At 33.6% G+C, this 20,818-nt stretch carries 20 protein-coding genes; 15 read left to right on the top strand and 5 right to left on the bottom strand.

Annotation, left to right across the window (positions count from 1 at the left end):
* The first annotated feature begins 169 nt into the window (after window positions 1-169).
* The 4 genes from CSUIS19072_RS05545 to uvrA all read left to right on the top strand — a co-directional run bounded on the left by CSUIS19072_RS05545 (window position 170) and on the right by uvrA (window position 6,565).
* Window positions 170-1,174: a Fe(3+) ABC transporter substrate-binding protein gene (locus CSUIS19072_RS05545; protein WP_086237920.1), complete on the top strand. Its 1,005-nt coding sequence runs from the start codon at window positions 170-172 to the stop codon at window positions 1,172-1,174.
* Entirely contained in the window at window positions 1,171-2,787 is a 1,617-nt protein-coding gene (locus CSUIS19072_RS05540) for an ABC transporter permease (protein ID WP_086293562.1), read from the top strand. Before CSUIS19072_RS05545 ends, CSUIS19072_RS05540 begins: the two co-directional genes overlap by 4 nt.
* Window positions 2,774-3,682: an ABC transporter ATP-binding protein gene (locus CSUIS19072_RS05535; protein WP_086237922.1), complete on the top strand. Its 909-nt coding sequence runs from the start codon at window positions 2,774-2,776 to the stop codon at window positions 3,680-3,682. The genes CSUIS19072_RS05540 and CSUIS19072_RS05535 overlap by 14 nt, the downstream gene beginning before the upstream one ends.
* 63 nt (window positions 3,683-3,745) lie before the next feature.
* Window positions 3,746-6,565, top strand: coding sequence for an excinuclease ABC subunit UvrA (gene uvrA, locus CSUIS19072_RS05530; protein WP_086293564.1), 2,820 nt, complete (start codon window positions 3,746-3,748; stop codon window positions 6,563-6,565).
* Between the two features lie 55 nt (window positions 6,566-6,620).
* Here the strand turns inward: uvrA and nusA are convergent, their stop codons facing one another.
* The gene (nusA, locus tag CSUIS19072_RS05525; RefSeq protein WP_086237924.1) at window positions 6,621-7,724 is read right to left on the bottom strand and encodes a transcription termination factor NusA; all 1,104 of its coding nucleotides are present in this window, start codon (window positions 7,722-7,724) and stop codon (window positions 6,621-6,623) included.
* Window positions 7,725-7,902: 178 nt separating this feature from the next.
* Between nusA and CSUIS19072_RS05520 the strand changes: the two genes are divergently transcribed.
* From CSUIS19072_RS05520 to CSUIS19072_RS05495, 6 genes are read left to right on the top strand one after another with little or no spacing between them, the layout of a single operon-like run.
* The gene (locus CSUIS19072_RS05520) at window positions 7,903-8,145 is read left to right on the top strand and encodes an HP0268 family nuclease (RefSeq protein ID WP_086237925.1); all 243 of its coding nucleotides are present in this window, start codon (window positions 7,903-7,905) and stop codon (window positions 8,143-8,145) included.
* Window positions 8,142-9,452, top strand: coding sequence for a tRNA (N6-isopentenyl adenosine(37)-C2)-methylthiotransferase MiaB (gene miaB / locus CSUIS19072_RS05515; RefSeq protein ID WP_086293566.1), 1,311 nt, complete (start codon window positions 8,142-8,144; stop codon window positions 9,450-9,452). The genes CSUIS19072_RS05520 and miaB overlap by 4 nt, the downstream gene beginning before the upstream one ends.
* The gene (locus CSUIS19072_RS05510) at window positions 9,436-10,062 is read left to right on the top strand and encodes a lysophospholipid acyltransferase family protein (RefSeq protein ID WP_086237927.1); all 627 of its coding nucleotides are present in this window, start codon (window positions 9,436-9,438) and stop codon (window positions 10,060-10,062) included. Before miaB ends, CSUIS19072_RS05510 begins: the two co-directional genes overlap by 17 nt.
* Window positions 10,063-10,107: 45 nt before the next feature.
* Entirely contained in the window at window positions 10,108-11,130 is a 1,023-nt protein-coding gene (locus CSUIS19072_RS05505; RefSeq protein WP_086293568.1) for a hypothetical protein, read from the top strand.
* Window positions 11,120-11,656, top strand: coding sequence for a hypothetical protein (locus CSUIS19072_RS05500; RefSeq protein WP_086237929.1), 537 nt, complete (start codon window positions 11,120-11,122; stop codon window positions 11,654-11,656). The genes CSUIS19072_RS05505 and CSUIS19072_RS05500 overlap by 11 nt, the downstream gene beginning before the upstream one ends.
* Window positions 11,643-12,170 carry a hypothetical protein gene (locus CSUIS19072_RS05495; RefSeq protein WP_086237930.1) on the top strand — a complete coding sequence of 176 codons (528 nt, stop codon included), beginning with the start codon at window positions 11,643-11,645 and terminating at the stop codon, window positions 12,168-12,170. Before CSUIS19072_RS05500 ends, CSUIS19072_RS05495 begins: the two co-directional genes overlap by 14 nt.
* Here the strand turns inward: CSUIS19072_RS05495 and tilS are convergent.
* From tilS to panC, 3 genes are read right to left on the bottom strand one after another with little or no spacing between them, the layout of a single operon-like run.
* On the bottom strand, window positions 12,142-13,140 hold the full coding sequence (tilS, locus tag CSUIS19072_RS05490; RefSeq protein ID WP_086237931.1) for a tRNA lysidine(34) synthetase TilS: 999 nt from the start codon (window positions 13,138-13,140) through the stop codon (window positions 12,142-12,144). The genes CSUIS19072_RS05495 and tilS overlap by 29 nt on opposite strands.
* Entirely contained in the window at window positions 13,131-14,438 is a 1,308-nt protein-coding gene (gene rimO, locus CSUIS19072_RS05485; RefSeq protein WP_086293570.1) for a 30S ribosomal protein S12 methylthiotransferase RimO, read from the bottom strand. The genes tilS and rimO overlap by 10 nt, the downstream gene beginning before the upstream one ends.
* Before the next feature lies 1 nt (window position 14,439).
* Entirely contained in the window at window positions 14,440-15,261 is an 822-nt protein-coding gene (gene panC, locus CSUIS19072_RS05480; protein ID WP_086242562.1) for a pantoate--beta-alanine ligase, read from the bottom strand.
* Window positions 15,262-15,387: 126 nt separating this feature from the next.
* On the opposite strand from panC, the gene prfB reads away from it, so the two are divergent.
* From prfB to CSUIS19072_RS05460, 4 genes are all read left to right on the top strand, one after another.
* Complete coding sequence (gene prfB, locus CSUIS19072_RS05475) at window positions 15,388-16,494, top strand: peptide chain release factor 2 (RefSeq protein ID WP_086237934.1); 1,107 nt, start codon at window positions 15,388-15,390, stop codon at window positions 16,492-16,494.
* 2 nt (window positions 16,495-16,496) lie between these two features.
* Window positions 16,497-16,823, top strand: a complete 327-nt coding sequence (locus CSUIS19072_RS05470) for a type II secretion system protein (RefSeq protein WP_086237935.1) — start codon at window positions 16,497-16,499, stop codon at window positions 16,821-16,823.
* Window positions 16,820-17,245, top strand: a complete 426-nt coding sequence (locus tag CSUIS19072_RS05465) for an SEL1-like repeat protein (protein WP_086293572.1) — start codon at window positions 16,820-16,822, stop codon at window positions 17,243-17,245. Before CSUIS19072_RS05470 ends, CSUIS19072_RS05465 begins: the two co-directional genes overlap by 4 nt.
* Before the next feature lie 66 nt (window positions 17,246-17,311).
* Window positions 17,312-17,641: a hypothetical protein gene (locus CSUIS19072_RS05460; protein ID WP_086293573.1), complete on the top strand. Its 330-nt coding sequence runs from the start codon at window positions 17,312-17,314 to the stop codon at window positions 17,639-17,641.
* A 414-nt stretch (window positions 17,642-18,055) separates the two neighbouring features.
* On the opposite strand, the gene CSUIS19072_RS05455 is transcribed toward CSUIS19072_RS05460, so the two are convergent.
* Window positions 18,056-20,530 (bottom strand): autotransporter outer membrane beta-barrel domain-containing protein, encoded by a 2,475-nt coding sequence (locus tag CSUIS19072_RS05455; RefSeq protein ID WP_236847926.1) that lies wholly within the window; start codon window positions 20,528-20,530, stop codon window positions 18,056-18,058.
* Window positions 20,531-20,627: 97 nt separating this feature from the next.
* Between CSUIS19072_RS05455 and CSUIS19072_RS05450 the strand changes: the two genes are divergently transcribed.
* Window positions 20,628-20,810, top strand: coding sequence for a hypothetical protein (locus tag CSUIS19072_RS05450; protein ID WP_086293574.1), 183 nt, complete (start codon window positions 20,628-20,630; stop codon window positions 20,808-20,810).
* Window positions 20,811-20,818 lie beyond the last annotated feature (8 nt).

Raw genomic sequence — 20,818 nt, 5'->3', positions numbered from 1 at the left:
TTATTATAATTTAAATTTAAAATTCTCTTTTTAAATTTATTTAAATTTATCTATTTAAAAATGGTAAATTTAGTAGATTAATAGAAATTAATAACCATTATCATTTATTTATCATTTACTTTATGTCGCTATTATTTCGCAATCAAAATTATAAAATTTAGGAGAAAATATGAGAAAGGTTATCATCACTGCACTGCTTAGTGCATCGGCTTTGATAGGTGCTGAGCTTAATATATATTCAGCTAGACACTATGATGCAGATTTTGAGATATATAAAAAATTCGAAGCTCAAACTGGTATCAAAATAAACCACACAACAGCAAAAGCTCCAGAGCTTATAAAAAGACTTCAACTAGAGGGCAAAAACTCTCCAGCTGATATATTTATCACTGCTGATGTATCAAATTTAACTGAAGCTAAAAATGCAAATGTATTAGCCCCTGTGAATTCTAAGGTTTTAAAAGATATAATTCCAGCAAATTTAAGAGATAAAGATGATATGTGGTTTGCCATTACTAAAAGGGCTAGGATTATAGCTTATAATAAAAATGCTAATGTTGATTTAAATTTAGTTAAAAATTATGAAGATTTAGCTAAGCCAGAGCTAAAGGGTAAGGTATTAATGAGAAGTGCGACTGCACCATACTCTAAAACACTTCTAGCCTCAATAATTGCAAATGATGGCAAAGATGAGGCTAAAAAATGGGCAAAAGGGGTGCTAGATAATCTAGCTATGGCTCCAAAAGGTGGCGATAGAGATCAAGCAAGACAGATGATAGCTGGAGTGGCTCCGTATGCTGTTATGAATACATATTATATAGGACTTCTTAGAACTTCTAAAAATCCAAAAGATGTAGAGGTAGGCAACTCAATTGGAGTGATATTCCCAAATCAAGATGGTCGTGGAGCTCATATAAATGTAAGCGGTATAGCTATGACTGCATCTAGCAAAAACCAAGACGCAGCTAAGAAATTTATGGAGTTTATGCTTAGCAAAGAGGTGCAAACAATGCTTACAAATATCAATTATGAATTTCCAGTTCGCCTAGATGTAGAGCCTTCGGATATTGTAAAGGATTTTGGCAAATTTAAAGAAGATAGTATAGCCGTATCGAAGATTGCTGATAATGTCAAAGACGCTGTGCTTATATATGATGAAGTAGGATTTAGATGAGAAAACGCACAAAAGCTATAAAATTCCTAGGGATTTTACTAGCTTTTTTGGTGATTATCCCTGTTATTAGTATTTTTATTGAATTTGGCACATATCTATATCAAGCCTTTGCTGGTAGTGATCTAGCAAGGCTTGAAGAGGTCTCTAAAAATTTAAATCACTTTTTTGATTTTCTATTTTTAAGATTTGTCAAAGATACATTTATAGTAGCATTTTTTGTGCTTGTGATTTGCTATATTTTGGGTGTTTCTACGGCTTATTTGGTTAGTAATTATAACTTTTATCTATCTAAAATTTTAGAAAATTTACTTATATTGCCACTTGCTATTCCAGCTTATATTTTAGCTTTTGTTTATGTAGGAATTATGGATTATGACGGGGAATTTCAAAGCATTTTTGGCTTTAGGATTGATATTTTTAATATTTATGGCGTTATTTTTGTGCTTAGCATATCTTTATACCCATATGTATATTTATTAGCCAAATCAGCCTTTAAGAGCGAATCTATGGCGATTTATGAGGTTGGTAAAATTCACGGCTATAGCGAATTTAGTATATTTTTTAAAGTTAGCATTAAGATAGCTATGCCAAGTATTATTGCTGGGCTTATGCTAGTTTTAATGGAGGTTTTAAGCGACTATGGAGCTAGTGCGTATCTTGGTGTTGATACTTTTAGTGCTGGAATTTTTAAGACTTGGTATGACCTTGGAGATCCATACTCATCAAGTGCGTTATCTGCGATTTTGATGTTTTGTGTTTTTGGACTTATGTATGTAGAGTATAGGGAGCGTCAAAAGAGTAAATTTAGCTTCAATCAAGATATTAGCGATTTTATCAAAAAAAGGGATTTGAGTAAATTTAAATCTACAATGGCTACGCTTTATTGCCTTATAATCTTATTTGTTGGCTTTATATTGCCACTTTTATGGCTTGGATATTGGGGCTTAAGGGATTATAAGCTTTTTGAGATTGAGTTTTATATGCTTAGTTTAAATTCGCTTATTTTAGCTGGGGTTACTGGGGTTATCACAACTATTTTGGCATTTGTTTTATGCTTTGTAGCTAGGGTTAGTAAGGATAGTAAATTTAGCTTTTGGATACTTAAGGCTAGCTCTATTGGATATGCTATTCCTGGGGCTGCTATTGGGGTGAGCTTGATGATAGCAGCGGCGTTTATCGGTAATATATTTGGTGTGGCTATTTTGGGGGTATCATTTAGCGTATTGATATTTGCTTATGTAGTTAGATTTTTAGCTACTGCTATATACTCAATTGATGGGGGATTTGCTAAAATTCACTCATCAATTGATGAGGTTGGATATATGCTAAGACCAAGCTATTTTATATTGATGATTAAGCTATATATGCCACTTTTAAAGCAGTTTTTCTTGCTTTCATTTTTAGTAGTTTTTATAGATACTATAAAGGAGTTGCCGCTTACTAGAATGCTATCGCCATTTAGCTTTGAGACCTTAAGCGTAAAGGCGTTTTGGTATGCTACTGATGAGAGAATTTATGATAGTGCGTTGCCATCTTTGATGATTGTGATATTATCGCTATTTGTATTGATTTTTACCCATATATTTATAAAGGCAAAAAATGCTAAAGATTAAAAATTTGCGTAAAAAATTTGGTCAAAATGAGATTTTAAAAGGGATTGATTTAACGCTTAAAGATAATGAAATTCTATCTATTTTAGGTAGTAGTGGTAGTGGTAAAAGCACACTTTTGCGTTGTATCGCTGGTTTAGAAAGTAGTCAATATGATGAGCTTAGTTGCGATTTAAATATTGGATTTATGTTTCAAAATTATGCTCTTTTTCCTCATCTTAGTGTATATGATAATATAGCTTTTGCTCTAAATAAATTAAATAAAAATGAGATGAATTTAAGGATAAAAGAGCTTTTGGTTAAATTTGGCATAGAGGAGCTAAAGGATAAAAAGCCAGATCAAATCTCAGGCGGACAGGCTCAAAGGGTGGCTTTTGCTAGGGCTATTGCAGCTGGTGCGAAACTCTTGCTTTTAGATGAGCCATTTTCAAATTTAGATCAAGGATTAAAAGAAAGCTTAAGAGCGGAGTTAAAAGATATGATTTTAAAGGAGGGTTTATCAGCTATTTTGGTAACTCATGATATTGATGATGCCTATTATTTAAGTGATAAAATTGCTCTGTTTGATGGGGGCGAGATATTAGATATTGGGGCTCCTAAGGAGCTATTTTATAGCGTAAAAAATCCAAAAAGCATTCAAATGCTAGGCAATCTAAATCATATTAATTCAAATTTACCAAGTGGGGATAAATTCTTTGATTGGATTAAATCTCGCAATAATATATTTGCCTATTCTGAAATTTATATGGGTGGAGAGTTTGAAGCAGATGTGATCGATAAGAGCTTTATGGGGTTATTTTATAAGATTGAATTGGAGTATAAGGGGGTTAGATTTTATACTCTTTGGCCATCATGCCTTAGAGTTGAAAATAGAGTTAAATTTGGATTTTATAATTAACCTTGTGTATCATTATTAAATTTTAGATATAATCCAAGATTTTATTAAAAGTATGGATTAGATATGAGTGAGATTATTAAAATTCGAGGTGCTAAAGAGCATAATCTAAAAAATATTAATTTAGATATTCCAAAAAATAAATTAGTTGTATTTACAGGTCTTAGCGGTAGTGGCAAGAGTACTTTGGCTTTTGATACTTTATATGCCGAAGGGCAAAGAAGATATATAGAATCACTCTCAAGCTATGCTAGGCAATTTCTTGATAGAGTTGCAAAGCCTGATGTAGATCATATCGATGGGCTTACTCCAGCTATCGCAATTGACCAAAAAAGCACTAGCAAAAATCCACGCTCTACAGTTGGGACAATAACTGAAATTTATGATTATTTGCGACTATTATATGCTAGGATTGGTATCCAGCATTGCCCAAAATGTAATCAAGTGGTATCTAAAATGAGTGCAAATGATATAATAGAGCAAATTTTAAAACTCCCACAAGGTGCTAAAATCACGATTTTATCCCCAATTGTAAGAGAGAAAAAAGGTAGCTTTGCTGATACATTAGAGAGCCTAGCAAATAAGGGCTTTATAAGAGCGATGATAGATGGCGTGATGGTGCGTTTAGATGAAGAAATAGAGCTATCAAAAACCAAAAAACACACTATAAAAGCCGTAATCGATAGAGTTATAGTAAATAGTGATAATACTTCTAGAATCGCAGATGATGTCCAAAAGGGACTTTATGAGAGTTTTGGCGAACTTGAAATTGAGATATCTAACGCTGATGAGCTAGGCTTAGATAATTCACATATACACTTTAGCGAACATAATGCTTGTTTTAATTGTAAAATTAGCTTTAATGCTCTTGAACCACTTAGCTTTAGTTTTAACTCCCCTAAGGGTGCTTGTCCTAGCTGCGATGGACTTGGAATTCGCTTTAGCTTGGATTTAAATAAGATAATTGATGATAGCTTAAGCATTGAAGATGGAGCTATAAAGGTTATGTATGGCTTTAATAAGAGTTATTATTATAAATTTTTAATCGCATTTTGCGAACAAAATGGTATTAATATCAAAACTCCATACTCACAGCTTGATGATGATTCTAAAAGGCTTATACTATATGGCAATGCTAAGGGGATTGAGTTTTTATGGAAGCGACATAGGATTAATAAGCATTTTGAAGGGGTTTTAAAAGTCGCATATGAAATTTTAAAAGATGATAAAGATTTTGGCGAGTATATGATTGAGAAGGTTTGTGAGAGTTGCGGGGGCGATAGATTGTGTAGTGATAGCTTAGCAGTTAGAGTAGCCTCTAAATCAATTGGTGATATTATTAATATGAGTATAGAAGATGCTACTAAATTCTTTAGCGATAAAGATAAATTTGCATATTTAAATAGCCAACAAACCTTAATCGCAACGCCGATTTTAAAAGAGATTAATGAGAGATTATTTTTCTTATATGATGTAGGGCTTGGATATATTAGCCTTGGTAGGGACGCTAGGACTATTAGCGGCGGGGAAGCTCAACGCATAAGGATTGCTAGTCAGATAGGGAGCGGATTAAGCGGGGTAATGTATGTGCTAGATGAGCCAAGCATTGGATTACATGAAAGAGATACTCTAAAGCTTATTAAAACTTTAAGAAATTTACAAGAAAAGGGCAATACCGTAATTGTCGTAGAGCATGATAAAAAGACCATTGAAGCAGCTGATTATATAGTAGATATTGGTCCTGGGGCTGGGGTTTATGGCGGTGAAGTGGTATTTAAAGGCACATATAAGGAGCTATTAAATTCCAAAACCCAAACAGCTCAATATCTAAATGGTAAAAAAGAGATTAACTACTATCAAGGCAGAAAGCAAAAAAAATGGCTAAATTTAAGCGGTATAACAATAAATAATATCTCAAATTTAAGCGTTAAATTCCCACTTAGCAATCTTGTAGGCGTTACTGGTGTAAGTGGAAGTGGTAAAAGCTCATTAGTGCTTAAAGCGCTACTTCCAGCAGCTGAAATAGAGCTAAATAGAGCTAGAAAATTCCAAACCCTAAAAGGGGCAAAGATAGAAGGATTAGAGCAGTTAGATAAGGTTATATACCTAGATCAAAGCCCAATAGGTAGAACCCCACGCTCAAATCCAGCTACTTATACAGGGGTAATGGATGAGATAAGAGCTCTATTTGCCGCAACTAAAGAGGCTCAAATAAGAGGGTATAAAATCGGACGCTTTAGCTTTAATGTCAAAGGCGGTAGATGCGAAAAGTGTAGCGGAGAAGGGGAGATAAAGGTTGAAATGCACTTTTTGCCTGATATTAGCGTGGTTTGTGATGCGTGTAAGGGAACTCGCTATAATTCTCAAACTCTAGAGGTAAGATATAAAGGCAAGAATATATCTGAAGTATTATCGATGAGCGCTGATGATGCTTTGGAATTTTTTGCTAAGGTGCCTAAAATTCACTCTAAGCTTAAAACTATTTGCTCAGTTGGTCTTGGCTATCTTACGCTAGGGCAGCCAGCTACTACGCTAAGTGGTGGAGAAGCTCAACGCATTAAACTAGCCAAAGAGCTTAGTCGCACAGATACGGGCTCTACGCTTTATATCTTAGATGAGCCTACAACTGGATTGCATTTTAGCGATGTAGATAGGCTAACTGGCGTATTGCACCATCTGGTGGAGCTAGGAAATTCAGTCGTGGTAATAGAGCATAATTTAGATGTGATTAAAAATTGCGATTATATCATAGATATGGGGCCAGAAGGTGGAGCAGGTGGTGGAAAAGTAGTCGCCAAAGGTAGCCCAGTAGAACTAGCTAAAGGCTATAAAAAAAGCAGATCGCATACAGGAAAATTTCTAGCTTTAGAGTTTGGTATGGAGTGAAATTTAGTTAAATTTTAAGATTTTTACAAGCCTTATTTCAAGGCTTGTAACTTCATCAAAGATCTCCAAATAGGGCTTTTAGATTTTTTAATCCCTCTTCGTTATTTATCTGATTTGATTGGCTTGTAGTACTTAGCTCTTGTAATTCAATCTCATATTTTGTTAGCATGCTTGCTAGTCTAATATTTATACCGCTAGCACCAATTGCTTTTGATTTTTGATCTGGCACTAAAGAGACAATGGCCTTTTCTCCATCTATTTTCACAGAGCTTACTATGGCTGGAGCTAATGCACGAGCTACGAAGATGGCTGGCTCATTGCTATACTCAATTGCATCGATATTTTCGCCATTTAACTCATTGCTAACAGCATTAATCCTTACGCCCTTTACCCCTACTGTGGCACCGACTGCATCGATATTTGGAGTGGTTGAGTATAGGGCGATTTTAGCTTTTTTGCCTGGAATTCTAGCACTATTTTGAATGATTACTCCGCCATCTTTTATCTCAGGGACTTCAGCTTTTAATAGTGCTTCAAGAAATTTAGGTGAGGTGCGAGATAGCTCGACTTTAATGCCATCTTTTTTGTCCAATTTTACGCTTTTTATAACGCATTTTACCACATCGCCTACTTTAAATTTCTCATCTTTAATGCGATTTTTCATACTCATCACAGCCCTAATCTCATCAATCTCTATAAAGGTATTTTCATCATTATCAACCCTTGTAACAGACCCAAAGACAAGTGAGCCGACCTTGGCATTGTATTTTTCAAAAATTTTCTCCTCTATAAGGCGTTGAATGTGATACTCTATCTCACGCCCCAATACCCCAGCCGCACTGCGACCTAAATCCTCAATATTTATCTCATAATTTAAGCTATCTCCTATCTCAAGGCTCTTATCAAGCTCATAAGCCTTAGTAAGACTTATAAAATGCTCATCATCTAAACGCTTATCATCATCTTCTACAACTAAAATTTTTTGGTATAAAACTATATTTTTAGTAGTTGGATTTATCGTTGCTTCATACTCACACTGGGTGCCATATAGCTTCTTAGCAGCTGATTCAAAAGCCTTTAAAATTCTAGCTTTCACATCTTCGATGCTTAAATTTTTCTCGTGAGCGATTGACTCGATTATATCTGATATTTTCTCCATAAAATTGCCTTCTTGTGATTATTTATTAAATAATATTAGGATTTGAATTGCAAGGTTGGTATTTTATCTTATATTAGCTTTTATAATCTTTAAATTTATTTATATTTAGTAATTTAAACGAAATTTTATAGCAAATTTGATATACTCATCGGTTAAAATCACTCAAAAAGGATAGATTATGGAGTTAAAACTAGCTAGGGCTGAATTGGACGCAAAACCAAAAACAATTAGCTTAGAAAAGATCGAAAGCGCTGCATTAAAAGATGGTGGAAAGATATTTTACTTTGATCGTGATAACTCACATAAGCAACTTATTGCTTTAGTTGAATATTTCGAAAATAAGGGTTTGAGCGTATATCATCGCACCGTTAAATATGGCTTAGATGAGAATGATTATATGTATGAGGTGCATATACTTTGAGTGCTGAATTTAACAAAAAAAAGCTCTTTATAGAGACTTTAGGATGCGCTATGAATGTCCGTGATAGCGAGCATATCATAGCTGAACTTAGTGATGAGTATGAGGCTACTAGTAAAATTGATGAAGCGGATTTGATACTTATAAATACTTGCTCAGTGCGTGAAAAGCCAGTCCATAAGCTTTTTAGCGAGGTTGGTGGATTTGAGAAGGTCAAAAAGCCAGGGGCTAAAATTGGGGTATGTGGATGTACGGCTAGTCATTTAGGATCAGATGTATTTAAGCGTGCTCCATATGTGGATTTTGTCCTTGGTGCTAGAAATGTATCAAAGATTAAAACCGCGGTTAAAACGCCTAAATTTGTAAGTGTGGATATAAATCATGATGAGAGCCAGTATGCATTTGGCGAGTTTCGCACCAGTCCATATAAGAGCTTTGTAAATATCATGATAGGGTGCGACAAGAAATGCACCTACTGCATTGTCCCACACACTAGGGGCGATGAGATTAGTATCCCAAAAGATATAATTTTAAATGAGATTAAAAAAGCTGCTAATAATGGAGCTAAAGAGATATTTTTGCTTGGGCAAAATGTCAATAACTATGGCAAAAGATTTAGCAATTCTAATGGCGAAAAGATAGATTTTAGCGATCTTTTAAATATGATAAGCCAGATTGATGGGGTGGAGAGAATTCGCTTTACTAGCCCACATCCACTCCATATGGATGATAAATTTTTAAATGAATTTAGCTCAAATTCTAAAATTTGTAAATCCATACATATGCCTTTACAAAGCGGAAGTAGTGCGATTTTAAAAGCTATGAAGCGTGGATATACTAAAGAGTGGTTTTTAGATAGGGCAAACAAGCTTAGATCCCTATGTCCTAATCTTAGTATATCTACTGATATTATAGTAGGATTTCCTGGAGAGAGTGATGCTGACTTTGAAGATACGATGGATGTGCTAGAGAAAGTGAGATTTGAGCAAGTTTTTTCATTTAAATATTCAGCTCGCCCACTAACTGCGGCTGCTTCTATGCCAAATCAGATTGATGATGCTATAGCTGGTGCTAGGCTTACTAGATTACAAAATAGACATAATGAAATTTTAGATGAGATTGTAGCTACTAAGATGGGCGATATTTATGAGGTATATTTTGAAGAGCTTAGAGCTGATGGAATGATAGCGGGTCGCACGGATAATAACTTTTTAGTTCAAATTAAAGGTAGCGAGGAGCTACTAGGCAAATTTGCTAAAGTTCAGATCACTCAGCCAAGACGAATGGTATTAAATGGGCAGATTGTTTAAGTCTAAATTTATTATTAAAATCATAGAGAATTTATTAGTTTTTTTAATGAGGCTTATATATCTAACTTGCAAGAAAGAATTTATTAACAATACCTTGTCAAATAAGCCAGTTATTATTCTTTTTTGGCACGAAAAACTTGCATTTATGCCATTTATATTTAGCAAGTGTTGGCAAGGTAGAAAAGCAAATGTGATAATATCAGATCACAAAGATGGTCAAATAATATCTGATATTATCTCTCATTTTGGCATTGGCTCTATTAGAGGAAGTTCATCAAAGGGTGCTTTAAAGGCATTTTTATCTGCTATAAAATCAATAGATAATGGAGTAGATGTAGCCATAACTCCAGATGGTCCAAGGGGTCCAAGGCATAGTATTAGCGATGGTTCAGTTACAATATCACAAAAAACTGGGGCAAATATAGTTATTTTAAGCTATACAGCTACTAGATTTTGGCAGTTTAATAGCTGGGATAAGATGATTTTGCCAAAGCCTTTTAGCAAAATAACCTATTATGTAAGTAGGGAATTTAACCTTGAAGGATTAGATATGCAAGAGGCTAAAGCTTTGATAGCAAGAAAATTTGATGAGGTGGATGGTATAATCTAAATTTAAAGCTAATTTGGCTAAAATTTTTAAAATTTAAGGTTTGATATGTCTGGTTTAATCTCTTGGATTCGTGGATTTTTAACTACTTTATACATTAGTGTTATCATAAAAGATAATAAATGCCATCTTTTTTCTCGTGCTATTAAAGGTGATAAGATTATAAATAGCGGCGAGGCTGTATTTGATATAAATAATGGAGTGGTTGATTCTAAATTTACAGATTATCTTAAAAAAAGAGCTAGGCAGTATCACACCATCTATTTAGCCGCTATGCTAAATAGCCCTAAGCAGTGGGCTTTACCAGCAGTTAGTGCTAGTGAATTTGAAAAATTTAATCTAGAATATAACTTAGTTGATAAAGTCAGGCTAGATGGTTGGAGTATCGTGGTACCTGATAATGAGTTGGAGCTTTTTGAAAACTCATTAGCTATAAAGCCAGATTTAATTTATTCTCCATTTGCCATTTTACACTCTTTGATAAAAGAATCCCCAAGTGATGGTAAAATTCTATATCTATTAAATATGGAAGATAGCAATACTATTATGATATTTGATGGGGATAAGATGAAATTTGGTGCCTATTTTGATAATAGAAAAGAGATTGATACTTTTGACTATTATGATAAAGCTGTAACCAAAGAGGAGAGTGCGGATTTAGATAATGTAATCGAAGAGGAGGAAGATAGATTAAGCCAACTTGATAATTTAGGCGATATTGGCTCATTTGATTCTTTTGATGATGGAGATTTAGATAAGAGTGATTTTGAGGATATTCGCCAAGAGAATATAGGTGGAATTGATAAGAAATTAGAAGATAGTGTAAGGGATATTGGCGAGGAGATTACGCTTATTAGTAATATCAAACTTGCAATTAATGAGTATTATCATAATGAAATTTATGGTGGGGATTTTATCAAAGAGGTAGTGATATTTGATGGGCTTAGCTTGGATAATGAGTTTTTAGTGATGGCTGAAAATGACTTGATGATAGAGTGTAAGGTCGTAAAACACGATATTGATAAGATATTAAATAATATAATGATAAAAGAGATTTGCGATGAGTTATAGTTTTATACAGCCAAAAATCAAGCCGTTACTATCTATTTTTACCAAAATTTGGCTTTGGGCTATGCTTATTCTTACGCTTTTATTTATTATTGGGGCTATGCTACTTAGTGTGAAAATTTATCTTATAAACTCTAACTCTATAGAGTTACAAGAGAAGTATAATGAGACATTTCAAGCTATTAAAAACATAGAGGATAAAACTAAAACCACTTTGATAAAAAGAGATATGACTTTAGATATTTATAATAAAAATTTGATTTTAAATCAGAGTTTGATGAATTTATTTAATCTTGTGCCAGATGGTGTTACTTTAACTAGCATATATTTAGAAGATGGCTCTTTGAAAATCAAGGGTATAACGCCTACTAAAGATCACTTTAAATTGCTCTTTGAAGCACCGCTAAAATCTATATTTGCTATATCTAACACTACATTTTACCAACTTCCAAATGGGTGGTATAATTTTGTTAGTATTAATAAGATAGATATTGCACAGATGGAGAGCTTGAGCGATGAGAACAGATAGAAGTTTAGATAGTATTGATTTAACAAAATTAACAATTTTTAGTATGATTTTTGTCTTTTTTATGCTTGTTATGGTGTTTTTTGTAGCGCTCCCAGTCATTGATAGATACAAGCAAGCTGTAGAGATAAATAACGAAAAAGATGTAAATTTAGCCAAGATAGAGCAGATTTATAATGAGAATTTAGCTACATATGAGAATTTAAATTTACAAAATAAAAAGGCTTTGGATTCATTAAAAAATAGTTTTAATGAGATGAAATTTATCAGTTTAGCTGGGAAATATTTTAGCAATTTATATCTCTCAAGGGCTAATATCATTGATAGTGATCCTAGATATATCATTAGCCAAATAAACCTTACTGCTACAATGAAAAGCCCACAAAATCTATATGATTTTATAATGGATAGTAAGAATTATGATAATCTTATTAAGATTGATTTTCCTATAGAGATGAGCTCAAAAGATGATTATATAGAGACTAGCTTTATGATAAAAATTTATCAAGAGCGTTGAGTTTATGCGAATTTAGCGATAGATACGGGCGAAGTAGGGCTGGTATTTTAAGAATTCTAAATTTATCCTTGATATTCTTATCCATTTTGGTTTTAATGTATGGAGCGATGAAGTAGTAGCTTTGATTTGATGTGATGGTAACTTTATGCGAGACTACGCAATCATTTTGAGTGCATAGCTCTCTTGTTTTTTGGCTCATCAAAACTCCTAGCTTTTTACAGGCTTGGTCTATTAGATTTATTGAATTTGGCAGTTTTTTAACGATAAAAAGCTCCCCATCTTCATACTCAAACTCTCCTAGTAAGATGATCGCATCACCCCTTAAAAGCTCAAAACTTCTCTTTACTCCACTTGCAAATTGTGATATAAATTTATCGCTAAATTCCGCCCTAATTCTATTGCGTTTAAATTTAATATCTTGATTGGATAAATCAACGAAATACTCTATATTTTGACTTTGTAAATACTTTAAAATTTCATCTTTACTCACCCCTAGAAGTGGGCGAAATATCTCTATATTTTTAGTTATATTTTGAAATTTAATCCTTTTTTTGCTTCTAGGCATCATTCCAGCTAGTCCCACAGCGCCACTACCTTTGCTTAGTTGCATTAGTAGCCACTCTAGTGCGTCATTTAGCTGATGAGCTAAAATAAGTGCGTCATAATCATACTCACACATAATCTTATCAAAAAACTCATATCTAATATCTCGAGCAATTTTTTCAAAATTTGAGTTAGATAGATTTAAATTGGCTTTATGGATAAATATTTTTTTGTTAAATTTTTTACAAAGCTCCCTTGCGCTTAACTCCTCTGCTAAGGAGCTTGGGCGAGTTTGGTAATTTACCATAGCACAATCAAAGCTCACCCCAGCACTATTTAAAAGATAAAAAAGTGCCGTGCTATCTACTCCGTGTGAGAATGCTAGTAGGGATTTTTTGTTTTTTAGATAGTCAAGCTTTAGTTGCAAACAATCTGCCCAATCAATTTATCTTTGGCGTATTTGGTGATTTGACAATCATAAATTTGCCCAACTTTAGGATTTTGGATTTGGCTATCATTTATTAGAATTTCCCCATCAATATCCCTATCCCAAATCACAGCCTTAGCGCCATAAAACATCTCCCCTTCGCTACTAACGCCATTAATTTGAGCTTTAATAGACTTTCCAACTAAGCTTTTAAAGCTCTCATCAATTGTAGATTTTATGATTTTTTCAATCTTATTTAGTCTTTGAGTGATGATTTTTGGCTCTATTTGCTCCATATCGTAAGCTATAGTATCCTCTTCTTTAGAGTATGCAAAAGCACTAATTCTATCAAATTTAAACTCACGCAAAAATTCACAAAGCTCATCAAAATAGCTATATTTTTCGCCTGGATGACCTATTATAATCCCCGTTCGTAAAAAGCTATTTGGCGCATCTCTCATCATCTTTAAAAGTTGGATAATCTTATCTTTATTAGCTCCCCTTCGCATTATCTTTAGCATCTCATCATTTATATGCTGAATAGGCATATCAAAGTAATTAGCAAATACCTTTGAATCTATAATTTTTTGTATCAGTTTTGCATTGGTGCTAGTAGGATATAGGTATAAAATTCTAGCGACATCTACGCCATCTATCTTTTCAACTGCGTCAATTAAAGAGATTAAGCCATCGCTCTTGCCACAATCACGCAAAAATGAGCTACTATCTTGAGCGATAAAGCTAAAATCCCTATAGCCTACGCTTACTAACTCTTTAATCTCATCTACTATGCTATCTATATCTCTGCTTTTTAATTTACCTTTAAAGCTTGGAATAGCGCAAAAGCTACATTTTTGATTACACCCTTCAGAGATTTTGATATAGGCGTGGTAGCTTGAGCCAGTAATCACTCTTTTGGTATTTTTAGGTTGTAAATATGTATCTGGGCTAAATAAATTTTGCTTTTTAAGGATTATCTCATCGATCTTATCATAATCCCCAACACCAGTAAATATATCAACCTCAGGAAGCTCTCGCATAAGCTCATCACGGTATCTTTGCATTAAGCACCCTGTTACTACTAGGACTGAATTTGGCTTTTTAAAACTAGCTAATTCTAAAATCGCACTTATGCTCTCGCTCTTTGCATCTTCTATAAATCCACAGGTATTTACTATCATCACATCAGCAATTGATGGATCATCTACTATATCATACGCACCAAGCCTACCAAGCATAATCTCGCTATCGACTAGATTTTTATTACATCCAAGTGAAACTAAATATAAATTTGCCACATTACACCCACAAATTATCAATTAAACGCGTATTTTTGACATACACAGCGACTAAAATAATGCTATTGCCAAGCTCGATTTTATCAACCGGATTTAAATTCTTATCTACAATGGCTATATAATCAACCCTTAAAGGCTCTAAGATACTACTCATCGCTTTTTTGATCTCTATTGAGCTTAGCTCGCCAGCTTTTATAAGATTACTAGCTTTCATTAGCGACCTTGAAATTTTAAGAGCTTGAGCTAGCTCATCATCATTTAGATATGAATTTCGGCTTGATAGAGCTAGTCCATCGCTAGATCTTACTATATCAATTGGCACTATATTGACATTCATAAATAGCGATTTTACCATATTTTCAATGATTATAAGCTGCTGAGCGTCCTTTTTACCAAAATAGGCATTTGTAGGATTTATAATGTTAAAAAATTTAGTTAAAATAGTACAAACCCCATCAAAATGCCCCGGTCTAGTAACACCTTCTAGAGTGCTAGATAGCTCCTTAGGTGCTAGAATTTTAATCTCATTTTGATTATAAATTTCATCAACTTCAGGCATAAATACCGCATCAGCTTGACACAACTGGCAAATTTTAATATCAGCCTCAGGCGTTCTTGGGTATCGGCTTAGGTCTTCTCCTGGTAAAAATTGCGTTGGATTGACAAAAATGCTTACTATTGTATGATTATTTTGTGATACAGAGGTTTTGATTAGTTGGGCATGACCTGCGTGTAAAGCCCCCATCGTCGCTACAAAGCCTACATCGCCACTGCATTTAGCACGAAAATCTCGTAGCTCTTGTATGGTTTTTAATATCTGCATTATACTCTCTTTTTGGAATTTTTAATCTGTAATTTTAGCATAAATTTCTAAAAATATTTACTTTAAATAATTAAATTTTAACCATATTTTAGATAATATTTTGCTAAAAATTTACGAGGTAGAACTTTGGATAATTATGAATATAGCGAACTTTTAAAGGGTTTAAAAATCAAAATTGACAATATTGCTAAGGTTATAAATCCAGAATTTATACAAACTAGGCTTAAAGAGATTGAAGATCTAGAGCAAGACCCTAGCTTTTGGTCTAATGTGCAAATGAGTAGCCAAATAGGAAAAGAAAAAACCAAGCTAAACTCTATGCTAAGCAAATTTAAAAACGCTCAAAATGCCCTAAATGACGCTGTGGAGCTATTTGATTTAGCAAATTTAGAAAATGATATTGATACTATAAATTCGCTATTTGAGGATTCAGAGAATTTAGAAGAGGTCATTACAAATTTAGAGGTCTCTATGATGCTTAGCGGTGAAGATGATAGCAAAAACGCCATTATTAGCATTCACCCAGGAGCTGGTGGGACTGAGAGTAATGACTGGGCGAGTATGCTTTATAGAATGTATCTAAGATTTTGCGAAAGGGAGGGGTTTAAAGTTGAGACTTTAGACTTCCAAGAGGGCGATGAAGCTGGATTAAAAGATGTAAGCTTTATTGTAAAAGGTGAGAATGCTTATGGATACTTAAAGGCTGAAAATGGCATTCATCGCCTTGTTAGAACTAGTCCATTTGATAGTGCTGGTAGGCGTCATACGAGCTTTTCAAGCGTGATGGTAAGCCCTGAAGTTGATGATGATATTGAGATAGAGATAGAAGATAAGGATTTAAGGTTAGATTATTACAGAGCTAGTGGGGCAGGCGGACAACATGTAAATAAAACTGAGAGTGCAGTAAGGATAACTCACATACCAACAGGCATTGTAGTGCAGTGTCAAAATGACAGAAGTCAGCATAAAAACAAAGCCACAGCGATGAAAATGCTAAAATCAAGATTATACGAGCTAGAACTGGAGAAACAAAGAGCCGCTAGCGACTCAGTAGAAAAGAGCCAAATGGGCTGGGGGCATCAAATTCGCTCATATGTCTTATTCCCATATAAACAAGTAAAGGACAATAGGAGCAATATCGCATACTCACAAGCTGATGCCGTGCTAGATGGGGATATTAAAAAGATTATAGAAGCGGTTTTAATCAGTCAAAAATCAAATAATCAGGAGTGATAATGAGCTTAGAATTAGTATTAACAGGGCTTGGATACAATGTGAATAATTCGCTTTTAGAGCAGGTTAAAAGGGTCTTATCGGCCTGCGATTTTGATGAGAAAGAGATAGAGCATATCATAAATTTACATGAAAAGATCAAGCATCTTGATGGATTTGTGGCTTTATCAAATAGCGAAGATAAATTTAAAATCAAATGCGAAAGCCAAATACCGCAAATAATAGATGAATTTAATGAAATTGTGCCATTATGGGCTAGTAAATATAAAATTATAATAGAAAAATTACCAAATAAACAAACCTATTATATAGTAAGGAGAGAGAGTTGAGATCAGTAGTTGTAGCCATTTTGGCTGGGTTTATCCTAGCTGGTTGTTTGCAAAAATTCCCAGCTCCAATCACCGCAAAGCCAGATCAAATAGAGGTAACTCAAGATGAGATAGAGGCTAAAATTAATATTTTTTATAATGATTGCACCAACTCAAAAGAGCCATCAAAATGTAAAAGACTCGCTGATGGAATTTATAAAAGTGGGGATTTTAAGAGTGCGGCTATAGCTTATGATATGATATGCTATGGATTTCAGTATATCCCTGCGTGTAAGCAGCTTGCGGATATGTTCGTATATGGTGATGGAGTTACAAAAGATATAGATACGGCTATTACAATCTATCAAATCGCTTGTAATAATGGAGATAATAACTCTTGTGATTTAGCCAAAAACCTAAGAGCACAAAATGGCAAAAAGTGAATTTAAGCGATTTATTTGATTAATGATTTTACCGGTAGAGCTTTTTAAGCAAGGCTATTTAATGCTTTGCTTGAAAAGATTAATACCCTTGGCGAGCCCTTGATAACTTGTAGTGTAGTAAATTTCATAGGAAATGAGTATAGTATAATTAATCAAGCTGATGAGAAAAACACACCTACCTTACCCTTCTTTACTTTTTTATATTCTAAATTTATAATACTAATTTTTTTATGTTTTTATAAAATTTTAATTTTAATAGCAAAGAATTTTTTCTTTTTAAGCGGGAAGGGGGATGCTTTTTGGCAGATGAGTAGTGCAAACTTTTTTAAATTCTTTTCTTTAAGGGACAGGGGAAACTATAATTTGAAAGCCAAAACAGTTTCCCCTATCCCTTAAAAATCCCAACCCCTTCCCAGTTTGGCTTTTTTATTTTTACTCTAAATTTTCGCCAAAAACTCCTTCGAGTTTTTTGTTGCAAAAATTTTGAAAAAGCCTTTCAATGTTGCTGAGCTTTCGCTCAGATTTAATAAAACAAATTTGAAGCAAATAAGGGTAACCCTACAAAGTAGGGACTTTAGTGCGTTTCCAAAGTGCTAAACTTTGGTCGCAAAGGTCGGCTTTACAGAAACCTCCCCTTCGGGGTCGCATTCGCTGGTTTTACACAAACCTCCCCTTCGGGGTCGCATTCGCTGGTTTTGCTGACCTGCAAAGTTAAAAACGGACAGGAGAAAACTATTTTGGTTTTCTCTTGTTTTTTAAACCTTCAAACTAGATAGAAAGAAATTATCTTTAATTTCTTTCTAGTAATTTTTAGAATCTATACTTGATTCCCACATTTCCACTTAAGTAAGTTTCATTTTTAGAATCTACTTTTCCTGCTAAGATCTGTTTAGCTCCAATCCCTACATCTAAACTTAGGCTATCATTTAAAGAGATATTTCCTCCTATAATTAATTGTCCATAAGTCTTTTTCTTCTCTTCTCCTTTAATAGAAAAAGAAGTATTAGAACCTACAAAGCTAGCTACATAATCCTCTCCATTATTAACTACATATTGTTCAATCTTTGGAGTTATAAATAAATAAGAGCTTTCATTAAAATATTTTCTAGATTCTAATCCTAATTCTAAACTCAAAGAGTTATTAGTATTAGATTCTACCTTTCTTGCTAAGATACCTTTTTCATCATAGCTTGGTGTATGGCTATAATAATAATTCACTCCTACAAATGGCTTTAAAAATAGATCACTTTCTAAATTAAATACTTTACCTATACTTGTATTTAATCCTACAAATTTCCTATTAAAATCAGCATTATTTAAACTTCCTGCTAAATTAATATCTTGCTTTGTATCTCCTATTTGTCCATAGAGTTTAGAATTTAATTCCCAAGAATAATTAAATCTATAAGAGCTATAAATACCTATTTGATAATTATCTGATTCTTGAACGCTTAGCTTATCTTTGATTTTAGAATTTGCATAAGTGGCATAGATTCCTAAAAGTAAATTTTCATTAAATTCTTTATCTGCACCTATGCTTATTCCATACAATCCTCCACTTTCTCCATCGATTATATTTGCTCCACCAAAGGTATTTCCCCATACACTATCTTTATAAGTTTTTGTGCCATAATAGTCATAGATAGCGTCACTTGCTATATTTGTGCTATTTGCCAAAAGGCTAGATTTAAGCACATTAGCAAATCTTACTTCACTATATGGATTATTAATTCTAGCTATTCTGTCACCTAGAGCCATATCATTAGAGATATTCATAGCACCATTTGCAGAACTAGTGTTATTTAGAATATCTGTGCTATTTTTTGCACTTTCTCTTACATCTTTAAAGAAGTCTTTATTTGTGATTGCATCTATACCCACTTTAGCATTAATATTAGAGTTAATCAAACTATCAAAGATACCTTGTGCTTCGTTTAGGTTGCCAGAAGTTTGCATAGAATCTGCTGTTTTAGCAGTGTTTGTAGCACCACCCATAATGCCTGTTGTGAGAAGAAATTTATAGTTATCTGCTTGTGCGCCGTTAAGGTTGGATACTTTTTCAAAAATGTGTTTGGTAGTATTTGTAATTTCAATACCCATTGCACCCATTTTATCTTCAGTGCTTAGCGATTCTTCGTCACTAGAATTAATCTTATTAAGAATTTCCTCTCTTTTTGCAATTTGTGCTTGTAAATCTTTTAAGATAGCTTGTTTAACCGGATTTTGTGAGTTTGCTAAATCTTCTACTCGTATGATTTTCTCTAAATGTTCTTTTTCAAATGTTAAAATTTCTTTTGTGCTGTTGATTTTTGTAGAATTTACTCCACCATTTACAATTAAGTATTCTTTGTCGCTACCTTTTTCCACGCTTAATTTGTAATTTACAAAATCTCCCGCATCCATAGGGGTAAGGTAAGCATTTCCCTCTATTTCTATGAATTGGTTTGCAAGATTCTCATCACTCACGATATCGTAAATGCTGTTAAGAATGCTTGCACCTGCGGTATTGCTAGTGGTTACATCGCTATTAAAGCTATTTGCACTTGCAAAAACAAATCTATCTAAAATGAGATTATTAAAGCTTGTAGAAATCACAGAAAAATTCGATTCTTTAATATTTGCATTGCCTTTAATATCAAAGTTTAGGGAACCATTGCCAACACCTTCAAATCTAGTTTTAGTTGCCTCCAAATTCCCCCAAATTGTTAAGCCACCATTATAATCAACTTTGTCAAGCCCACCGCTAACAATCCGTACAGTAGAGCCAAAATCATCAGAATCAGCTGGTAATCGTGTTCCTGTTAGTTTTACATTTCCGCTTAATGTGCTTTCTTGCCTAAAATAGTCTAAATTCATATCAGTCACATTGATTTGTGAGGCAGTAATATCTGCATTGATTAAATGGGAATTTTTCTCAATTCCATTGCCATTTTGAACATTTATTAAATCAAGCACTCCATTACCTAAATCAATAGTTACAAATGTATTTTCTCTATTTACGCTATTTGGAACAAAATCTTCTAAAGCACTATTAATTTTTAAATTTGTATCTTTGTATCCCTCTTTAAAAACGAGATTTGCAGCATCGCGGCTTGAATCTATTTCTATATCAAAGTAGTCTTTCAATTGGCTTTCATAAGAAATTGCGATTGGGTTGTTATTTTGTAATACTTGTCTCGCATTAATTTCTTGTGTTTGTGTTGTTAGCTCTTGTGCGCAAATACTCACACTCCCCAACACTCCTAAACCTAATATTGCTCTTGATGCAATAAGAGATAATTTCATTCTTACTCCTTAAAAATTAAATAAAACACTTATTCTATCCCCCCCCCCTTATTTTTTGCTTAAATATGATTTTATTAAAGATAATAAGGATTATTTGGTGCTTTTTGTTGCTTTAAATTTGATTTTTACTCCAAATTTTCGCCAAGAACTCCTTCGAGTTTTTTGTTGCGAAAATTTTGTAAAAGCCTTTCAAGGAGTGGCTTACGCCACGGATTTTAATATAGCTTTTTATAAAATAAAAATGCCAAACTGGGAAGGGACCCTGATTTTTAAGGAATAGGGGAAACT

Origin of the sequence: Campylobacter sp. RM19072 (assembly GCF_024723485.1) — a bacterium.
Taxonomy (GTDB): domain Bacteria; phylum Campylobacterota; class Campylobacteria; order Campylobacterales; family Campylobacteraceae; genus Campylobacter; species Campylobacter porcelli.
This window is presented reverse-complemented; position numbering and strand designations above follow the sequence as displayed.